15 protein-coding genes are annotated in these 14,042 nt (G+C 70.5%); 5 read left to right on the top strand and 10 right to left on the bottom strand.

Annotated elements, in window-relative coordinates:
• Positions 1 to 3: 3 nt before the first annotated feature.
• The 5 genes from FHT38_RS00765 to FHT38_RS00745 form a co-directional block, all read right to left on the bottom strand.
• Positions 4 to 819, bottom strand: a complete 816-nt coding sequence (locus tag FHT38_RS00765; RefSeq protein WP_183488929.1) for a hypothetical protein — start codon at positions 817 to 819, stop codon at positions 4 to 6.
• Entirely contained in the window at positions 816 to 1,955 is a 1,140-nt protein-coding gene (locus FHT38_RS00760) for a hypothetical protein (protein ID WP_183488926.1), read from the bottom strand. Before FHT38_RS00760 ends, FHT38_RS00765 begins: the two co-directional genes overlap by 4 nt.
• Positions 1,956 to 2,028: 73 nt before the next feature.
• The gene (locus FHT38_RS00755; protein WP_183488923.1) at positions 2,029 to 2,916 is read right to left on the bottom strand and encodes a helix-turn-helix transcriptional regulator; all 888 of its coding nucleotides are present in this window, start codon (positions 2,914 to 2,916) and stop codon (positions 2,029 to 2,031) included.
• Entirely contained in the window at positions 2,913 to 3,314 is a 402-nt protein-coding gene (locus tag FHT38_RS00750; protein ID WP_183488920.1) for a VOC family protein, read from the bottom strand. Before FHT38_RS00750 ends, FHT38_RS00755 begins: the two co-directional genes overlap by 4 nt.
• A 123-nt stretch (positions 3,315 to 3,437) precedes the next feature.
• Entirely contained in the window at positions 3,438 to 4,355 is a 918-nt protein-coding gene (locus FHT38_RS00745; RefSeq protein WP_183488917.1) for a helix-turn-helix transcriptional regulator, read from the bottom strand.
• Between the two features lie 103 nt (positions 4,356 to 4,458).
• Between FHT38_RS00745 and FHT38_RS00740 the strand changes: the two genes are divergently transcribed.
• Entirely contained in the window at positions 4,459 to 4,866 is a 408-nt protein-coding gene (locus FHT38_RS00740) for a DUF3224 domain-containing protein (RefSeq protein ID WP_183488914.1), read from the top strand.
• A gap of 25 nt (positions 4,867 to 4,891) precedes the next feature.
• Here FHT38_RS00740 and FHT38_RS00735 read toward each other — a convergent pair whose 3' ends face one another.
• The gene (locus FHT38_RS00735) at positions 4,892 to 5,107 is read right to left on the bottom strand and encodes a putative motility protein (RefSeq protein WP_183488911.1); all 216 of its coding nucleotides are present in this window, start codon (positions 5,105 to 5,107) and stop codon (positions 4,892 to 4,894) included.
• A gap of 125 nt (positions 5,108 to 5,232) precedes the next feature.
• Entirely contained in the window at positions 5,233 to 5,934 is a 702-nt protein-coding gene (locus FHT38_RS00730) for an SDR family oxidoreductase (RefSeq protein WP_183488908.1), read from the bottom strand.
• A gap of 378 nt (positions 5,935 to 6,312) precedes the next feature.
• On the opposite strand from FHT38_RS00730, the gene FHT38_RS00725 reads away from it, so the two are divergent.
• From FHT38_RS00725 to FHT38_RS00710, 4 genes are all read left to right on the top strand, one after another.
• Positions 6,313 to 7,311, top strand: a complete 999-nt coding sequence (locus tag FHT38_RS00725; protein ID WP_183488905.1) for an HlyD family secretion protein — start codon at positions 6,313 to 6,315, stop codon at positions 7,309 to 7,311.
• The gene (locus FHT38_RS00720; RefSeq protein ID WP_183488902.1) at positions 7,308 to 8,351 is read left to right on the top strand and encodes an ABC transporter ATP-binding protein; all 1,044 of its coding nucleotides are present in this window, start codon (positions 7,308 to 7,310) and stop codon (positions 8,349 to 8,351) included. Before FHT38_RS00725 ends, FHT38_RS00720 begins: the two co-directional genes overlap by 4 nt.
• The gene (locus FHT38_RS00715) at positions 8,348 to 9,541 is read left to right on the top strand and encodes an ABC transporter permease (RefSeq protein ID WP_183488899.1); all 1,194 of its coding nucleotides are present in this window, start codon (positions 8,348 to 8,350) and stop codon (positions 9,539 to 9,541) included. The genes FHT38_RS00720 and FHT38_RS00715 overlap by 4 nt, the downstream gene beginning before the upstream one ends.
• A gap of 325 nt (positions 9,542 to 9,866) precedes the next feature.
• The gene (locus FHT38_RS00710) at positions 9,867 to 10,334 is read left to right on the top strand and encodes a hypothetical protein (RefSeq protein WP_183488896.1); all 468 of its coding nucleotides are present in this window, start codon (positions 9,867 to 9,869) and stop codon (positions 10,332 to 10,334) included.
• 57 nt (positions 10,335 to 10,391) lie between these two features.
• On the opposite strand, the gene fdhD is transcribed toward FHT38_RS00710, so the two are convergent.
• From fdhD to FHT38_RS00695, 3 genes are read right to left on the bottom strand one after another with little or no spacing between them, the layout of a single operon-like run.
• Complete coding sequence (fdhD, locus tag FHT38_RS00705) at positions 10,392 to 11,267, bottom strand: formate dehydrogenase accessory sulfurtransferase FdhD (protein WP_183488893.1); 876 nt, start codon at positions 11,265 to 11,267, stop codon at positions 10,392 to 10,394.
• Positions 11,264 to 11,629 carry a hypothetical protein gene (locus FHT38_RS00700; protein ID WP_255488566.1) on the bottom strand — a complete coding sequence of 122 codons (366 nt, stop codon included), beginning with the start codon at positions 11,627 to 11,629 and terminating at the stop codon, positions 11,264 to 11,266. Before FHT38_RS00700 ends, fdhD begins: the two co-directional genes overlap by 4 nt.
• A 10-nt stretch (positions 11,630 to 11,639) precedes the next feature.
• Positions 11,640 to 14,000: an FdhF/YdeP family oxidoreductase gene (locus FHT38_RS00695; RefSeq protein ID WP_183488890.1), complete on the bottom strand. Its 2,361-nt coding sequence runs from the start codon at positions 13,998 to 14,000 to the stop codon at positions 11,640 to 11,642.
• Between the last annotated feature and the right edge of the window lie 42 nt (positions 14,001 to 14,042).

Below are 14,042 nucleotides of genomic sequence, written 5' to 3'. Positions count from 1 at the left end.
TCGTCAGCGCCGAGGCCGCGCGCCTTTGAGCCCCGCACTGGCTGGCGCAGCGGCCTTCAAGTCGTCCGCGCGGCAGAACCATCGCGCCAGCCACAAGCCTCGACGCATGGCGTTCAACTCCTCGATGCGGGAGGTCGTGAACCGCTGACCGGTACGCCGCTCCAGCGCCCGGAGTGCCTGGATACGAGCGAGCGATGGGCCGATCCCCGTGGTCAGGACGTAGGTCACCGCGGCGCCCAGGACCGGCATGGCGAGCCACAGCACGTCGTCGCGTTGCAGTCCGTTCAGTTGGAGCAGCAATGGCAGGTTGAGCGCCAAGGCGGCCAGGAAGGCGACCCGACCCATCGTTGGTGGACTGCCGGCGATCGGCAGCGGACGAAGTCGATGCTGCTCCAGGTCGATGATGGGCATCAGCGCGACGGGGATGCCGTCCTTGGACGGAGACAGCCGCCGCCGCTCCGCGAGGTAGCCCAGCAGCAGTCCACCGGTGCCGATCGCCGCGGCCACGGCCACTGCGGCGCCGTGGAGTTCGGGGCGCCCCATTCGCCATACCAGCGAGGTGGTCGACGCCACCAGCAGGCTGCCGAAGAAGATCAACGCCAGGACGAAGCTCCACATCGCCTCCGCGGGCGAGAAGCGGCTTCGGTAGGTCATGTGCACGCCCGACAGCAGAAACAGCAAGCCGGTGAACGGCGCCACCGCCAGCACGATGCGCGGCGCCAGCAGGAACGCCCACATCGCCGGCACGATCAGCACGCCGGCAATCGCCATGGCGACCGGCGTGCCTTTCAGGGTGGCGAGGTTGTCCGGAGGCCTCACCGAGACATCCCGAGCGCGGCGCGCGCCTGGTTCTCCGCGAAATCAGCGCCGCCAGAAGCGTTCCAGATGACTTGCACCGCAACGCCCGCCGCCAAGCCGATCAGCACGAGAGGGGCGCCCACCACAGTCAGGCCCAGACCAGCGGTGATCGCTACCGCCACGGGGACCGCGGCGACGCTGGCGGCCAGTCCCAGGGCGTTGCCGCTTTGGTTGCGGGCAGAGGCGACCAGGAACTTGTTGGTGTCGAAGGACCGGATCTGCCGCTTGCCGTTCGCGTCCAGGTCGAATTCAATGCTGCTCCACGCATCGAGGGCGGCTGTGGGGGCAAAGGTGATCAGGCCGGTCCCCAACTTCCCCGTGGACCAGCCCATGCTCCGGGCCCATCGGCTTTCCGCGGCGACCGCCCCCGCGCCTTTGACCTGACTGGCCGTTGGAGCGGCCCAGCGCGTGGAGTGGGTCGTGCCTTTTGCGTTGGTACGCCATTGGGTTCCCGGAATCGGCGCGGCAACCGTCAATGGCAGGTTTCGGATTCTCAGCCGTAGACGCGGCGGCCCCTTTCCCTGGTTGGCGTTGTACAGGTCCATGAACTGATTGATGCGGACCGTACGCGAAGCGCCAGAGGCGACCTGCTGCGCGGCAGTGCTGAGGCGCGCGGCTGTCTGGCCCTGCATGCCCATCATGGTCGCGGTCTGCGCCGCGGCGAGACCGTTGCCAATGATGTTGCCGGGTCCCACACCGGCAGAGCGGATTTCGGACTGCACGCCGGCGCCGCCCCATTGCCCGAAAAGATAGTCTTTGAGCCATGGTGGGAGATCGTCTTCGGGGCGCGGTCCGGGGCCGGGACGGGGCGCAGCGACGGGCATTGGCACTCGGGCGACCGGCATGGTCGGCTCCCAGCTTCGCAACGTGTGCAAGACGCTGGGCTGTTGAGCGAGCAGTCCCCGCAACAGACCCTGACCGACGGGCGTGTCCAGGTCAAACTCGCCACTGAAGGTCTCAGCGCAAAGATCCCAACCGTCAGCGGCACATTGACCAGCGGCCAGGCCTTGCCGGGCAAAGGCCTGTCGATGCGCCAGCACTTGCAGCCTGCATTCAGCCGCCTTGTTTTGTGCGATCTGTTGCGCGGGACTCGTCATTCCTGTCTCCCTGATCCGTGTCGGAGGAACCATCGATTCTGAGTGCTGCAACGGTGCGGGAAACAGTCGAAGGTCACACCGCCCTCGCATGCCCGCGCACCGCGGTCGGCGCGAAGCCGAATCGATCACGGAAGCGCACCGCGAATCGCGATGGCGAGTCGTAGCCGACCGCCGATGCGATCTCGGAGACGGGCCGGGAGGTGGCCTGCAGCAGGACCAGCGCGGAGGCCATGCGCACATCCGTGATCAACTCGCGCAGCGTCACGCCCTCGGCCGCCAGACGGCGTCGCAGCGTGGCCTCCGACATGGCCAACGACCGGGCGATGGCGTCGGAACTCCACTCGCCGTCCAGCCGCGCCGACAGCATGGCCCGGATCCGCCCCGAGACCCTCGCGTCGTCAGGGGGCACGCGCAGCACCATGCCCGCCGCGAGCAACCAGTGCGCCACCTCCAGCATCTGCTGGCGCACCACCGCCTCGGGCCGCGACGGGTCCGGGGCGAGGCCACGTCGCGCGCGCTCGAAGGCCTCGGCCAGGCCCTCCGGCACGCGGCGCAGCACCCGCGCCGGAGGCGGGGCCACCTCGGACGCGTCGGCAGAGGACTGGCGCTGCGCGGTGGCCAGGTAGTAGGGATCGTCCAGCACCGTCCCGCCGAACATGAGCCAGCGCGCCTCGTAGCGCTCGCCATCGGTGATGCGGTTGTGGAAGTCGACCGTGTGCCCGCCGGCCAGCAGCAGCGCCTGGCCGGGCAAAGCCCGGACGGCGCTGCCGCGCGCGGGCTTGACCGTCTTGATGCCGCGGTCGACGACGATGACGGCCGGCCGCTCGACGCGGATGCGCACGATCTCCAGCCCCTCGCCCTGCACGACGTGCGCGGCGACGCCCAGGCCGGGCCTGACATGCAAGGTCCGCGCGAGCTCTGCCCCGGTGGCCAGGCTCGCGCTGCCGCAGGCGACGCTCAAGGCGATGTCTTCACGCGATGCAGGGCGCACAGCTTGTTGCCATCGGGGTCACGGACGTAAGCCAGGTAGAACTGCCCGAGCGAATCGACGCGCAGGCCGGGTGGCTCCTCGATCGAGACGCCGCCATGGGCCACCGCCGTGTCGTGGAAGGCATGGACCTGCTCCGGCGACGCGCAGCGGAAGGCAATGGTGCCGCCGTTGGCGAAGGTCGCGGGCTCGTCGTTGATCGGCTGCGCGATGCCTAGCGTACCGCCGTCATGGCGGTAGAACAGGCGCTGGTGGCCGGACTTGACCTGGTGCGGCATGACCCCGCCCACCCCGAGCACGCCCAGCACCTGGTCATAGAAGCGCCGCGCGCGGTCGATGTCGTTGGTGCCGATGACGATGTGGTTGAACATGAACACTCCTTGTGGATGACGCAGCCAGTGTAGGCAGCGCCGGCGCCGGCTCCTCGCCGCGTCCGTTCAAGTTCGGTGCCGATCCGATCAGGCCCATGGCGATCGGCCGGCGGCATGGACACCTCAACGCGCCGCTGCCGATTCGCCCGAGTCGCGGTGCAGCGCGCTCACATACGCCCTCGGCGTCATGCCGACCAACTGGCGGAAGTCCCGGATGAAGTGCGCCTGGTCGAAATAGCCGAGGCGCTGCGACAGTTCGGCGTCGGGCTTCGCTTCACCGCTCTGCAGCAAGGCGAGCGCCTCATGCAGCCGGTAACGTGCGATCACCCATTTCGGACTCGCTCCCACGTAGTGCCTGAAGTCCCGCTGCAAGCGACGTGCGGACTCTCCCGTCATCGCGCACAGCTGTTCGACCGAAGTGATGCCCGCGTCACGGCCTATGACCTCGACGATCTCCGCCAACCTCGCGCCGCGCGCATCCACCACCGCCGGAACTCGCGCGCGCAGTACGGCCTCGATGCGCGCCTTCCCCGCCTCGGGAGCGTCGGCCAGCGGCGGATCGAGCAACCGATCCACATCGTCACCCAGCAGGCCGCGGGCATCGACCTGCCGGTCCATCAGGTCGGCCGCCGGCGAATTCAGGAACGCCGGCAGCGCTCCGACCTTGAACTTGACGCCATGCACCCAGCCGTGACCGGCAAGCGTCCGGTTGAAACGTGCTCGATGGACGCCCCACAGGCGCACCGCGCCGTCTTCCACGACCAGGTGGACATTGGGATGGGGCAGCGTCGATTGAACCTGCGGCGGACATCCGCGGAGATCCCAGCTCACGAACCAGTGATGCTCGATCCAAGGCGCCAGATCGGCGCTGGGTGGCTGCCGGTCATGGCGGAAGCGCCCTGGCGCCAGTCCGGGGTAGAGAACGCCTCGCGCGCCGCGAGGGGCGTGTGCTGTCATGCGATGCCGATGTCGTGTTTTTCCTATCGCCGGGATGGCGGTTCCGGTGCAATGGGACGAAATCAACTCCGTCCCGATCACCATGCCAGCTCTTGCGACGAGTATCGCCGCGCTCCTGTCCGCAGGTTCCGCGATGGCCGCCCCGGCGCCCGAGGCCACAGCGCCTGCCGTTTCCGCGAGTGCGCCGATGGCGCCGGCCCGCGTCGCTCGCGGCCTCTTCGACGTGAAACTCACCGCCCAGCCACTGGAACCCGGCGAGGCGCCGGCTCAACCGGCCCGGACGCTGATCCACAAGCAGTTCCGCGGCGACCTCGAGGCCAGCGGCATGGGACAGATGCTGTCCTTCCGCAGCGCGACGCCCGGCTCGGCGGGCTATGTCGCCATGGAGCGCGTGGAAGGGCGTCTTGCGGGTCGCAGCGGTTCCTTCGTGCTGATGCACCTCGGCGAGATGACGCGCGGTGCGCCTCAGCTGTCGGTTCGCGTCGTGCCCGACTCCGGCACCGGCGAGCTGGCCGGCCTGAGCGGCGACATGAGCATCGAGGCCCGCAACGGACAGCACCTCTATGTCTTCACCTATCGCCTGCCCGGCGAGTAACGCGGACAGGCGCCGCGCCGCAGGATCAGGCGTAGGTGTTGATGTTCCGCCCGAGCGTGCCCTCGGTGGCCAGGGCAGGCGCCTGCGGCAAGGCGGCGAGCAGGGCGGCGGCGCCGGCTTCCTGGACGTCCATGGCCTTGCGCAGCACCAGCAGGCTGGCGGCATTGCCGGCCGTGCCGGGCGTGCGGCGGGATGCATTCCGGACCACGGCGTTGACGCTGGGGGAGTTGGCGATGACCATGCAGGCACTATCGGCCGCTTCCGCGCCAACTTGAGCGGAATTTCACGAAGTGGCCGCCGCTCCCGCGCCGAGCCACCTCGCCCGCCGCCTCACCCACCACGTCGCGCGCGGCCGTGGACGCCGCCTCAGACGCCGCCGCGGTAGCTGCCCTGCTCCGCCGACAGACCCGCCTTCACCGCGCGCGTCATGTCATCGGCATAGACCTCGTCCTTGCCGGCGGCCAGCGCCGCCAGCACCTGTCGGGCGACGTCCAGCGGGTCGGTCTTCGGTGCATCGATGCCGGCCGTCATGTCGGTGTCCATGAAACCGACGTGCAGCCCCAGCACCGCCGTGCCCTGGTCCTTCAACTCCTGGCGCAGTCCGTTGGTGACCGACCAGGTCGCCGCCTTGGACACGCTGTAGGTCGCCGCGCCGGTCAGGTTGAGCCAGCTCAGCACCGACAGCACGTTGACCACCGCGCCGCCGCCCTGCTCCTTGAGCACCGGCGCGAACGCGCGGGTCAGCTCGAGCGGTCCCACGACGTTGGTCTCGAACTCATCGCGCAGCGCGGCGATCGCCTGCTCGCCCAGCAGCGGCGAGCCGCGGGTGATGCCCGCGTTGTTGATCAGCAGCGTGACGTCACCCGCCGCCCGCACCGCCGCGGCGATCTGGTCCGGCTTGGTGACGTCGAGCCGGAGCGGCGTCACGCCGGGCAGGTCGATGGACGCCGGATCCCGCGCCGCCGCGTAGATCTTCTTCACGCCGGCGGCCTGCAGCGCCTTGACGAAGCTCTTGCCGAGACCGCGATTGGCGCCGGTGACCAGCGCGACAGTGTTCTTGAAGTCCATGGTGAATCCTTGAGCAGTGGAAGAGGGTGGAGTGGCTGTTTTCAATTTCACTCGACATGAATAATGTAATGTCGACCATCATCTAAACGCCGAACCGCGCACGCCTTGCCCCTGTCGGCGGAGGGGACGTCGCCGAGCCGCGCGGACCGATGTTGGCGCTCCGGCTACTCGCGCGCGCAGCTGGCTCAGGGGCAATAATCCCGGCCATCCCGTCGTCCGGAGAAGCCGCCGATGCCCACGATGCCGCGCCGCCCGCCTCACCGCCTCTTCCGTTGGAATGGGGTCCGGATCGGTCGCCAGGCCGAGGCGGTCCGCGCGGCCGGCGCGGCGACCCCGCAGGCTCCGGAGGCTCGGGGAGCAGGTCGCGCGAATGCGGTCATGGCGCTGCTGGCCGCCACAGCCCTCGCCGCCTGCGGTCGCGAACCGCCGCCAGCCTGGTCCGGTTATGCCGAAGGCGATCCGGTCTACGTCGCGGCGCCGGTCGCGGGCCAGTTGCTCGACCTCCAGGTGCAGCGCGGCGACACCGTGGCGGCCGGCGCGCCGCTGTTCAGCATCGACGTCACCCCGATGCGCGCCGCCCGCGCCGAAGCCGATGCGCGACTCGCCGCTGCCCGCGCGGAGCAGGCCGATGCCGCCAAGGGCCGCCGTCCCGACGAGATCGCGATGAGCCGGGCCCAACTGGCACAGGCGCGCGCGCAGTCCGCGCTGGCGGAGACCGACCTGGCGCGGCAGCAGCAGCTGATCGGCCAGGGCTTCATCTCGGCGGCGCGGCTGGACGACGCCCGGGCCGCCGCGGCGCAGGCGCGCCAACGCGTGCGCGAGCTCGAGTCCTCGTTGCGCGTGGCGGAACTGCCCGCGCGCAGCGATCAGCAGGCCGCCGCGCGCGCCAATGCAGAAGCCGCCTCGGCCGCGCTCGAACAGCAGCAGTGGCGCGAAGCGCAGACCCGGCAGCGCGCGCCAACCGCCGGCCTGGTCGACGACACCTTCTATCGCGTCGGGGAGTACGTCAACGCCGGCCAGCCGGTCGTGGCGCTGCTGCCGCCGTCGCAGCGCAAGGCGCGCTTCTACGTGCCGGAACCGGAGCTGGCCTCCCTGCGCCAGGGGCAGGCGGTGCTGCTGAGCTGCGACGGTTGCGGCGCGCCGATCGCCGCGCGCATCAGCTACATCTCGCCGCAACCGGAGTACACGCCGCCGGTGATCTATTCCAACAGCCAGCGGGCGCGACTCGTGTTCCTGGTCGAGGCGCGACCCGATCCCGCACAGGCGACGCGCCTGCATCCGGGACAGCCGCTGGAGGTGCGCCCGTCTGCGGGTGCAGCGTCTGCGACTGCCGGTGCCGCGTCGATGGCATCGGCCGCTTCCGGCGGGCGCTCATGACCGAGCGCAGCGCGCCGACGACGCTCCCCGGCGACGGCGCCGGGGCGTCCGCGAGCGACCTGGCCATCGACGTCCGCGGCCTGACCAAGCGCTACGGCCAGCGGACCGTCGTGGACCATGTCGACCTGCAGCTCGGACGTGGGCGCATCTGCGGCTTCCTCGGCCCCAACGGCAGCGGCAAGACGACCACGATCCGGATGCTGTGCGGACTGCTCACGCCCGACGAGGGCGAGGGCCGTTGCCTCGGCCTGGACATGCGCCGGCGCGCGGCTGAGATCAAGCGCCAGGTCGGCTACATGACGCAGCGCTTCGGGCTCTACGAGGACCTCTCCATCCGCCAGAACCTGGACTTCATCGCGCGGCTGTTCGAACTCGACGCGCGGCCTCGCCGCGTGGACGAGGCGCTGGAACGGCTCGGACTGAAGACGCGGCAGGACCAGCTCGCCGGCGCCCTGTCCGGCGGATGGAAACAGCGGCTGGCGCTGGCCGCCTGCCTGCTGCATGACCCTCGCCTGCTGCTGCTCGACGAGCCGACCGCCGGCGTCGATCCGAAGGCGCGCCGCGACTTCTGGGACGAGATCCATCGGCTCGCCGCCGACGGCATCACGGTGCTGGTCTCGACGCATTACATGGACGAGGCCGAGCGCTGCCACGAGCTCGCCTACATCGCCTACGGCCGGCTGCTCGCGCGCGGCACGCAGCGCGAGATCATCGCGCAGGCCGGCCTCACCGTCTGGGCGCTCCACGCCGATGATCCGCAGCGACTGACCGCCGTCTCCACCGCCTTGAACGGCGCCGAGGGCGTGTTGAGCGTCGCCGCGTTCGGCAGCAGCCTGCACGTCGCGGGACAGGACGCGGTCGCGCTCGACCGGGCAATCGCGCCGCACCGCGCCGGCGACGGGCTGCGCTGGGCGCGGGCGGAGGCCAACCTCGAAGACGTGTTCATCAGCCTGATCAGCCGGACACCGGACAACTTCGAGGCGGCGACCGCGACGCCGTCCCCCCCGGCAAGGCCCACGCACCGGGCGGGCGCGCGATGACCGATCGCCGCTTCAGCCTCGCGCGCGTGCTGGCGATCTTCATCAAGGAGGTCCAGCAGATGCTGCGCGACCGGCCGACCTTCGCGATGGCGGTCGGCGTGCCCATCCTGCAGCTGCTGCTTTTCGGCTACGCGATCAACACCGACCCGAAGGGACTGCCCACCGCCGTGGTGACGCAGGATCGCGGGCCGATGGCGCGCAGCCTGGTGGCGGCCATGGAACAGAGCGGCTATTTCCGCATCCAGGCCCGTCCGGCCTCGGAGCATGACGGCGACGCGATGGTCGAGGACGGCGAGGTGCAGTTCCTGATCGTGATCCCGCCCGACTTCAGCCGCCGCATCCTGCGCGGCGAGCGGCCGGCGGTGCTGGTGAGCGTCGATGCGACCGATCCGTCCGCGTCCAGCAACGCGCTGGCGGCGCTGGCGCAGCTTGGCGCGCAGGCGCTGCGGCGCGACCTGGTCGGCGCGGCGGCGGCCGGGACGCCCGGCGGCGCCGGAGGCGGCATCGCCCCGACGACGTCGATCGCCACGGGCGGCGCCGCCAGCCCGCCTTTCGAGTGGCGCATCCATCGGCGCTACAACCCGGAGGGCCTGTCGCGCTACAACATCGTGCCGGGCCTGATCGGCACCATCCTGACGATGACGATGGTGATGCTCACCGGCCTGGCGATGACGCGCGAGCGCGAGCGCGGCACGATGGAGAACCTGCTCGCGACGCCGGTGCGACCGCTGGAGGTCATGGTGGGCAAGATCCTGCCCTACATCGTGCTGGGTTACGTGCAGCTGGGCGTCATCCTCCTGGCCGCGGCGCTGCTGTTCCAGATCCCGATGGCGGGCAGCTTCACGCTGCTGCTGGCCATGATCGGCGTGTTCATGCTGGCCAACCTGGCGGTGGGCTTCACCTTCTCGACGCTGGCGAAGAACCAGCTGCAGGCCCTGCAGGCGACGTTCTTCTTCTTCCTGCCGTCGATGCTGCTGTCGGGCTTCATGTTCCCGTTCCGCGGCATGCCGCGCTGGGCGCAGGTGATCGGCGAGGCACTGCCACTGACCCACTTCCTGCGCATCGTGCGGGGCATCATGCTCAAGGGCAACGGCTTCATGCAGCTGTTGCCGGAACTCTGGCCGATGCTGGTGTTCCTGCTGGTCGCCGGCACGATCGCGCTGATGCGCTACCGCCAGACACTCGACTAGCGCCGCAGCGCCGGATTGCTTCCTCGCCCGCTTGCGGGACAGCGCCGCGGCGCGGAGGCGCGGGAATTCTCCCTCTCCCGCTTGCGGGAGAGGGCGGGGTGAGGGCCAGCGTACGCTCGCAGTCCACGGGGAAGTCCCGACCCCACCTTCAGCCGCTCTTCAGCACCGCTTCAGGAGTGCTTCAGCGGCGCCGCGCACTGTGGCGGCACGCGCTTGAAGGACGGAGGACGGCATGGGACACGCGACACGACGTGTTTGGCGAAGCGCTCGGGAACGGGCTTGGCAACGCGCCTGGCGGCGAGCCGGCGCGCTGGCGGCGCTCGGCATGAGCGGGCTGGTCGCGGCGGCGCCCTCCCTGCCGGATGTGGCGGCCTCGGCGCCCGACGTCCTCGCCCCGACCTCGCCCGCGTCGGAAGCCGCCATCGACACGGCCGCCGATGCCACCCGCCGGCCGCTCGCGCTGCAGGCTTCACTCGCCGCCCTGCGCGCCCGCATGCAACCCGGGCGCCCCTCCGCCGGCGCCACCGGCAGCAGCACGATGCTGCACCAGGCTCTCCAGATCCAGGTCATCGAACTCCCCCGCGAGGGCGCCCCGATCGGCCCGCCGCCCAAGCGCGCGCATCACGCGCTGAGCATCGGCATGGAAGGGCCGAAGCAGCTGCTCCGCGGCCTGGGCCTCGATGCCACCGAATGTGCCGGGCGCTTTCGCATGCCATCCAAGCTTGGCCGCAAGGGCGACGGCTCGACGCAGGTCGACATCGCGGCCCAACTCGGCATGGCCTGCAAGTTCTGAAGCGGCAACGCCGCGCAAGGGCGCGAGGGCGCGAGGGCGCGAGGGCGCGAGACCGCGTCAGGCGTACAGCGTCGCGCGTCCGTCGCGGACGAAGCCCGCCAGCCGCAGCCCGCAGGTCTGCGCGGTGCGGATCGCCAGGTGCGTGGGCGCGCTGACCGCCGCCAGCATCGGCATGCCGGCGAGCGCGGCCTTCTGGACCATCTCGAAGCTCGCGCGGCTGGTCACCGCCGCGAACCCTTGCGAGGCATCGACGCCGTCGCGCGCCATCGCGCCGATCAGCTTGTCGAGCGCGTTGTGGCGCCCGACATCCTCGCGCACGCATCGCACCGCGCCGTCGACGCCGCACCACGCGGCGGCGTGGATGCCGCCGGTGCGCTGCTGCAGGGGCTGCGCGGCCGCCAGCTCGCGCATCGCGCGCGACAGCGCCGCCACCAGCGCCTCATCCGCCGCCAGCGCGTCCGGCAGCGGCGGCACGGGCCGCTGCGGCGGCCGGAAGACCTGGTCGAGGTTGTCCGTCCCGCACAGGCCGCAGCCGGTGCGCCCGGCCATGCTGCGCCGACGCTCCTTGAGCAGCGCCTCGCAACGCGCGGTCACGCGCAGCTGCAGGGCCACGCCATTCGGACGCGTGCGAACTTCCACGTCGAGCAGGTCCGCCGGCGAGGCCAGCAGGCCCTCCGTCAGCGAGAAGCCCAGCGCGAAGTCCTCGAGGTCGAGCGGCGTCGCCAGCATCACCGCATGCGACAGGCCGTTGTACTCGAGCGCGACGGGCACTTCCTCGGCGACGAATTCCTCCTCGGCCGCGCGCGTGGCGCCGAGCCGCGTCGGATGCACCGCGACCAGCGCGGCGGGCAGTGGTGCGTCGTCGTCGTGATCGCCGACGCCGCCCTCACCGCGGCCCTCCGCGCCACCCGGCAGTGCGCAGGTCCCGCTCATGCCGTCGACTCCCCGCCACCGGCAGCGGGCGCCTCGTCACCGCGGCCCACCGGCGTGAGCCGCGCGATCCAGCGCCCGTCCTCATCGACATGCAGCCGCACCCAGCCAGGCCCCTGCTCGTCGCCGACGCGCGCGTCGCTCATCAGCGTGTACAGGCGCAGCAGCACGCTGACCCGCAGCCCGGTGCGCTTGGCCAGCCGCGGCAGCGACACGCCGTTGCCGGCGTCCAGCTCGGCGAGCGTCTCCAGCGCGAAACGCGCCTGCGCGGCCATGTCGCCCGGACCACCGTCATCGCCGCCATCGCCGTCCACGCCCTCCCGGTCGTGGACCTCGTCGGCGGCGGACGCGTCAGCGCGGCTCATGCGGCGATCCTCAGGCCCGCGCGTCCGCCACCGAACGCGCCTGCGCCTGCGGCACCGGCTCGTCCTGCGGCCGCAGCGTCAGCACCACCGGGATGGACTTGGACGTCGGCGTGCCGGCCCCGATCGAGATGCTGCTCAGCGGCACCAGCGCGTTGGTCTCGGGGAAGTAGCTGGCCAGGCAGCCGCGCGGGATGTCGTATTCAATCAGCACGAACTTCTCGGCGCGACGCGTGTCGCCATCGCTGTAGACGCTGGTGATGTCGACCCACTGGCCGGCCTTCATGCCGATCTGCCGCAGGTCTTCCCTGTTGATGAAGACCACGCGGCGATGGCCCCAGACGCCGCGGTAGCGGTCGTCCATGCCGTAGATCGTCGTGTTGTACTGGTCGTGCGAGCGCACCGTCGCCAGGTTGAACACCACCGCCTTGTGCTCGATCGCCCGCGCCTGTGCCAGGTGGAACGGCGTGTCCGTCGGCAGCACATGGGTGATGAAGTTGGCCTTGCCGGTGGGCGTGTTCCAGACCCGCTCCGACGCCGTGTTGCGCAGCCGGAAGCCGCCCGGCTGCTTGATCTTCTCGTTGAAGTCCTTGAAGTCGTCGAAGACCTCTTCGATCTTGTCGCGGATGCGCGAGTAGTCCTCCACCAGCCACATCCACGGCGTCTTGGAGCGGCCCTTGAGCGTCGCTGCCGCCAGGCGCGCCACGATCATCGGCTCGGACAGCAGGTGCTCGGACGCCGGCGCGTTCATGCCGCTGGAGATGTGGACCATGCTCATCGAGTCCTCGACGGTCACGCCCTGCGGGCCGGTGGCCTGCATGTCGATCTCGGTGCGGCCCAGGCAAGGCAGCACCAGCGCTTCCTTGCCGTGGATGGTGTGGCTGCGGTTGAACTTGGTGGTGACATGCACCGTCAGCTCGGTCGAGCGCAGCGCCTTCCAGGTCGCCACCGTGTCCGGCGTCGCGGCGGCGAAGTTGCCGCCCAGCGCGATGAAGACCTTGCCCTTGCCGTCGAGCATCGCCTGGATGGCCTCGACGGTGCCATAGCCGTTCTCGCGCGGCGGCTCGAAGCCGAAGACCTGGCCCAGCCGGTCCAGCAGCGCCTTGGGCGGCTTCTCGTAGATGCCCATCGTGCGGTCGCCCTGCACGTTGGAATGACCGCGCACCGGGCAGGCGCCCGCGCCGGGACGGCCCAGGTTGCCGCGCAGCATCAGCAGCGCCGCGATGTGCTGGATGGTCGCCACCGAATGCTGGTGCTGCGTGATGCCCATGCCCCAGCAGATGATCACGCGCTTGGCCTGCGCGTAGAGGTCGCCGGCGGCGCACAGCTGCTCCTGCGACAGGCCGGACTCGGCCTCGAGCGCTTCCCAGGATTCGGCGCGGATGCTGGCCTCGAAGGCCTCGAAGCCATGCGTGTGCTCGGCGATGAAGCCCAGGTCCAGCACGCGCTCGCCGCCGGCGGCCACGGCCGCGTCGTCCAGCTCGAAGACGCGCTTGCACAGCGCCTTCATCACGGCCATGTCGCCGCCGATGCGCAGCTGGAAATAGTGGGTCGAGATCGGCGTGCTGCCCAGCGTCGCCATCTCCATCTTGTCCTGCGGATCGGCGAAGCGCTCCAGGCCGCGCTCGCGCAGCGGATTGAAGCTGACGATCTTGCAGCCGCGCTTGGAGGCCTCGCGCAGCTCGCCCAGCATGCGCGGGTGATTCGTGCCGGGGTTCTGGCCGAAGATGAAGATCGCGTCGGCCTGCTCGAAGTCGTGCAGCGTCACCGTGCCCTTGCCGATGCCGATGGTCGGCTTCAGGCCCTGGCCGGACGGCTCGTGGCACATGTTCGAGCAGTCGGGGAAATTGTTGGTGCCGAACTCGCGCACGAACAGCTGGTACAGGAACGCGGCTTCGTTGCTGGCGCGACCCGAGGTGTAGAACATCGCCTCGTTGGGATCCTTCAGCGCGTTCAGCCGCGCGGCGATCAGCTCGAAGGCGTCGTCCCAGGCGATCGGCACGTAGCGGTCGCTGGCGGCGTCGTAGACCAGCGGCTCGGTGATGCGGCCCAGGTTCTCGAGGTCGAAGTCGGACCACTCGGCCAGCTCGCTGACGGTGTGGCCGCCCAGCACCTGCGCGGTGGCGCGGTGCGAGGTCGCCTCGGCGGCGATGGCCTTGGCGCCGTTCTCGCAGAACTCGAAGGTCGAGCGGTGATCCCGGTCGGGCCAGGCGCAGCCCGGGCAGTCGAAGCCGTCGGGCTGGTTGGCCGACAGCAGCGTCTTGGCGCCCTTGACGGCCACGCCCTGCTGCTGCAGGTGCTTGGCGACGCTGCGCAGCGCGCCCCAGCCGCCCGCAGGCCCCTTGTAGAAATGGATCTTCTGCTCTGCTGTCATGGGTGCCCCCGGATAGAACGGGCCGCGGCCCGTTCTATCCAC

The organism is Mitsuaria sp. BK041, assembly GCF_014193085.1.
Lineage (GTDB): Bacteria > Pseudomonadota > Gammaproteobacteria > Burkholderiales > Burkholderiaceae_C > Roseateles.
The sequence above is the reverse complement of the archived record's forward strand: the minus strand, read 5'-3'. Positions and strand labels throughout refer to the sequence as shown.

Excerpts from the sequence above, each read along its gene's own strand:
- fdhD (WP_183488893.1), bottom strand. The coding sequence starts at position 11,267 with ATGAGCGGGACCTGCGCACTGCCGGGTGGCGCGGAGGGCCGCGGTGAG.
- FHT38_RS00695 (WP_183488890.1), bottom strand. The coding sequence starts at position 14,000 with ATGACAGCAGAGCAGAAGATCCATTTCTACAAGGGGCCTGCGGGCGGC.
- FHT38_RS00710 (WP_183488896.1), top strand. The coding sequence starts at position 9,867 with ATGAGCGGGCTGGTCGCGGCGGCGCCCTCCCTGCCGGATGTGGCGGCC.
- FHT38_RS00730 (WP_183488908.1), bottom strand. The coding sequence starts at position 5,934 with ATGGACTTCAAGAACACTGTCGCGCTGGTCACCGGCGCCAATCGCGGT.
- FHT38_RS00725 (WP_183488905.1), top strand. The coding sequence starts at position 6,313 with ATGGCGCTGCTGGCCGCCACAGCCCTCGCCGCCTGCGGTCGCGAACCG.
- FHT38_RS00740 (WP_183488914.1), top strand. The coding sequence starts at position 4,459 with ATGGCGCCGGCCCGCGTCGCTCGCGGCCTCTTCGACGTGAAACTCACC.
- FHT38_RS00715 (WP_183488899.1), top strand. The coding sequence starts at position 8,348 with ATGACCGATCGCCGCTTCAGCCTCGCGCGCGTGCTGGCGATCTTCATC.
- FHT38_RS00700 (WP_255488566.1), bottom strand. The coding sequence starts at position 11,629 with ATGAGCCGCGCTGACGCGTCCGCCGCCGACGAGGTCCACGACCGGGAG.
- FHT38_RS00735 (WP_183488911.1), bottom strand. The coding sequence starts at position 5,107 with ATGGTCATCGCCAACTCCCCCAGCGTCAACGCCGTGGTCCGGAATGCA.
- FHT38_RS00750 (WP_183488920.1), bottom strand. The coding sequence starts at position 3,314 with ATGTTCAACCACATCGTCATCGGCACCAACGACATCGACCGCGCGCGG.
- FHT38_RS00760 (WP_183488926.1), bottom strand. The coding sequence starts at position 1,955 with ATGACGAGTCCCGCGCAACAGATCGCACAAAACAAGGCGGCTGAATGC.
- FHT38_RS00745 (WP_183488917.1), bottom strand. The coding sequence starts at position 4,355 with ATGGTGATCGGGACGGAGTTGATTTCGTCCCATTGCACCGGAACCGCC.
- FHT38_RS00720 (WP_183488902.1), top strand. The coding sequence starts at position 7,308 with ATGACCGAGCGCAGCGCGCCGACGACGCTCCCCGGCGACGGCGCCGGG.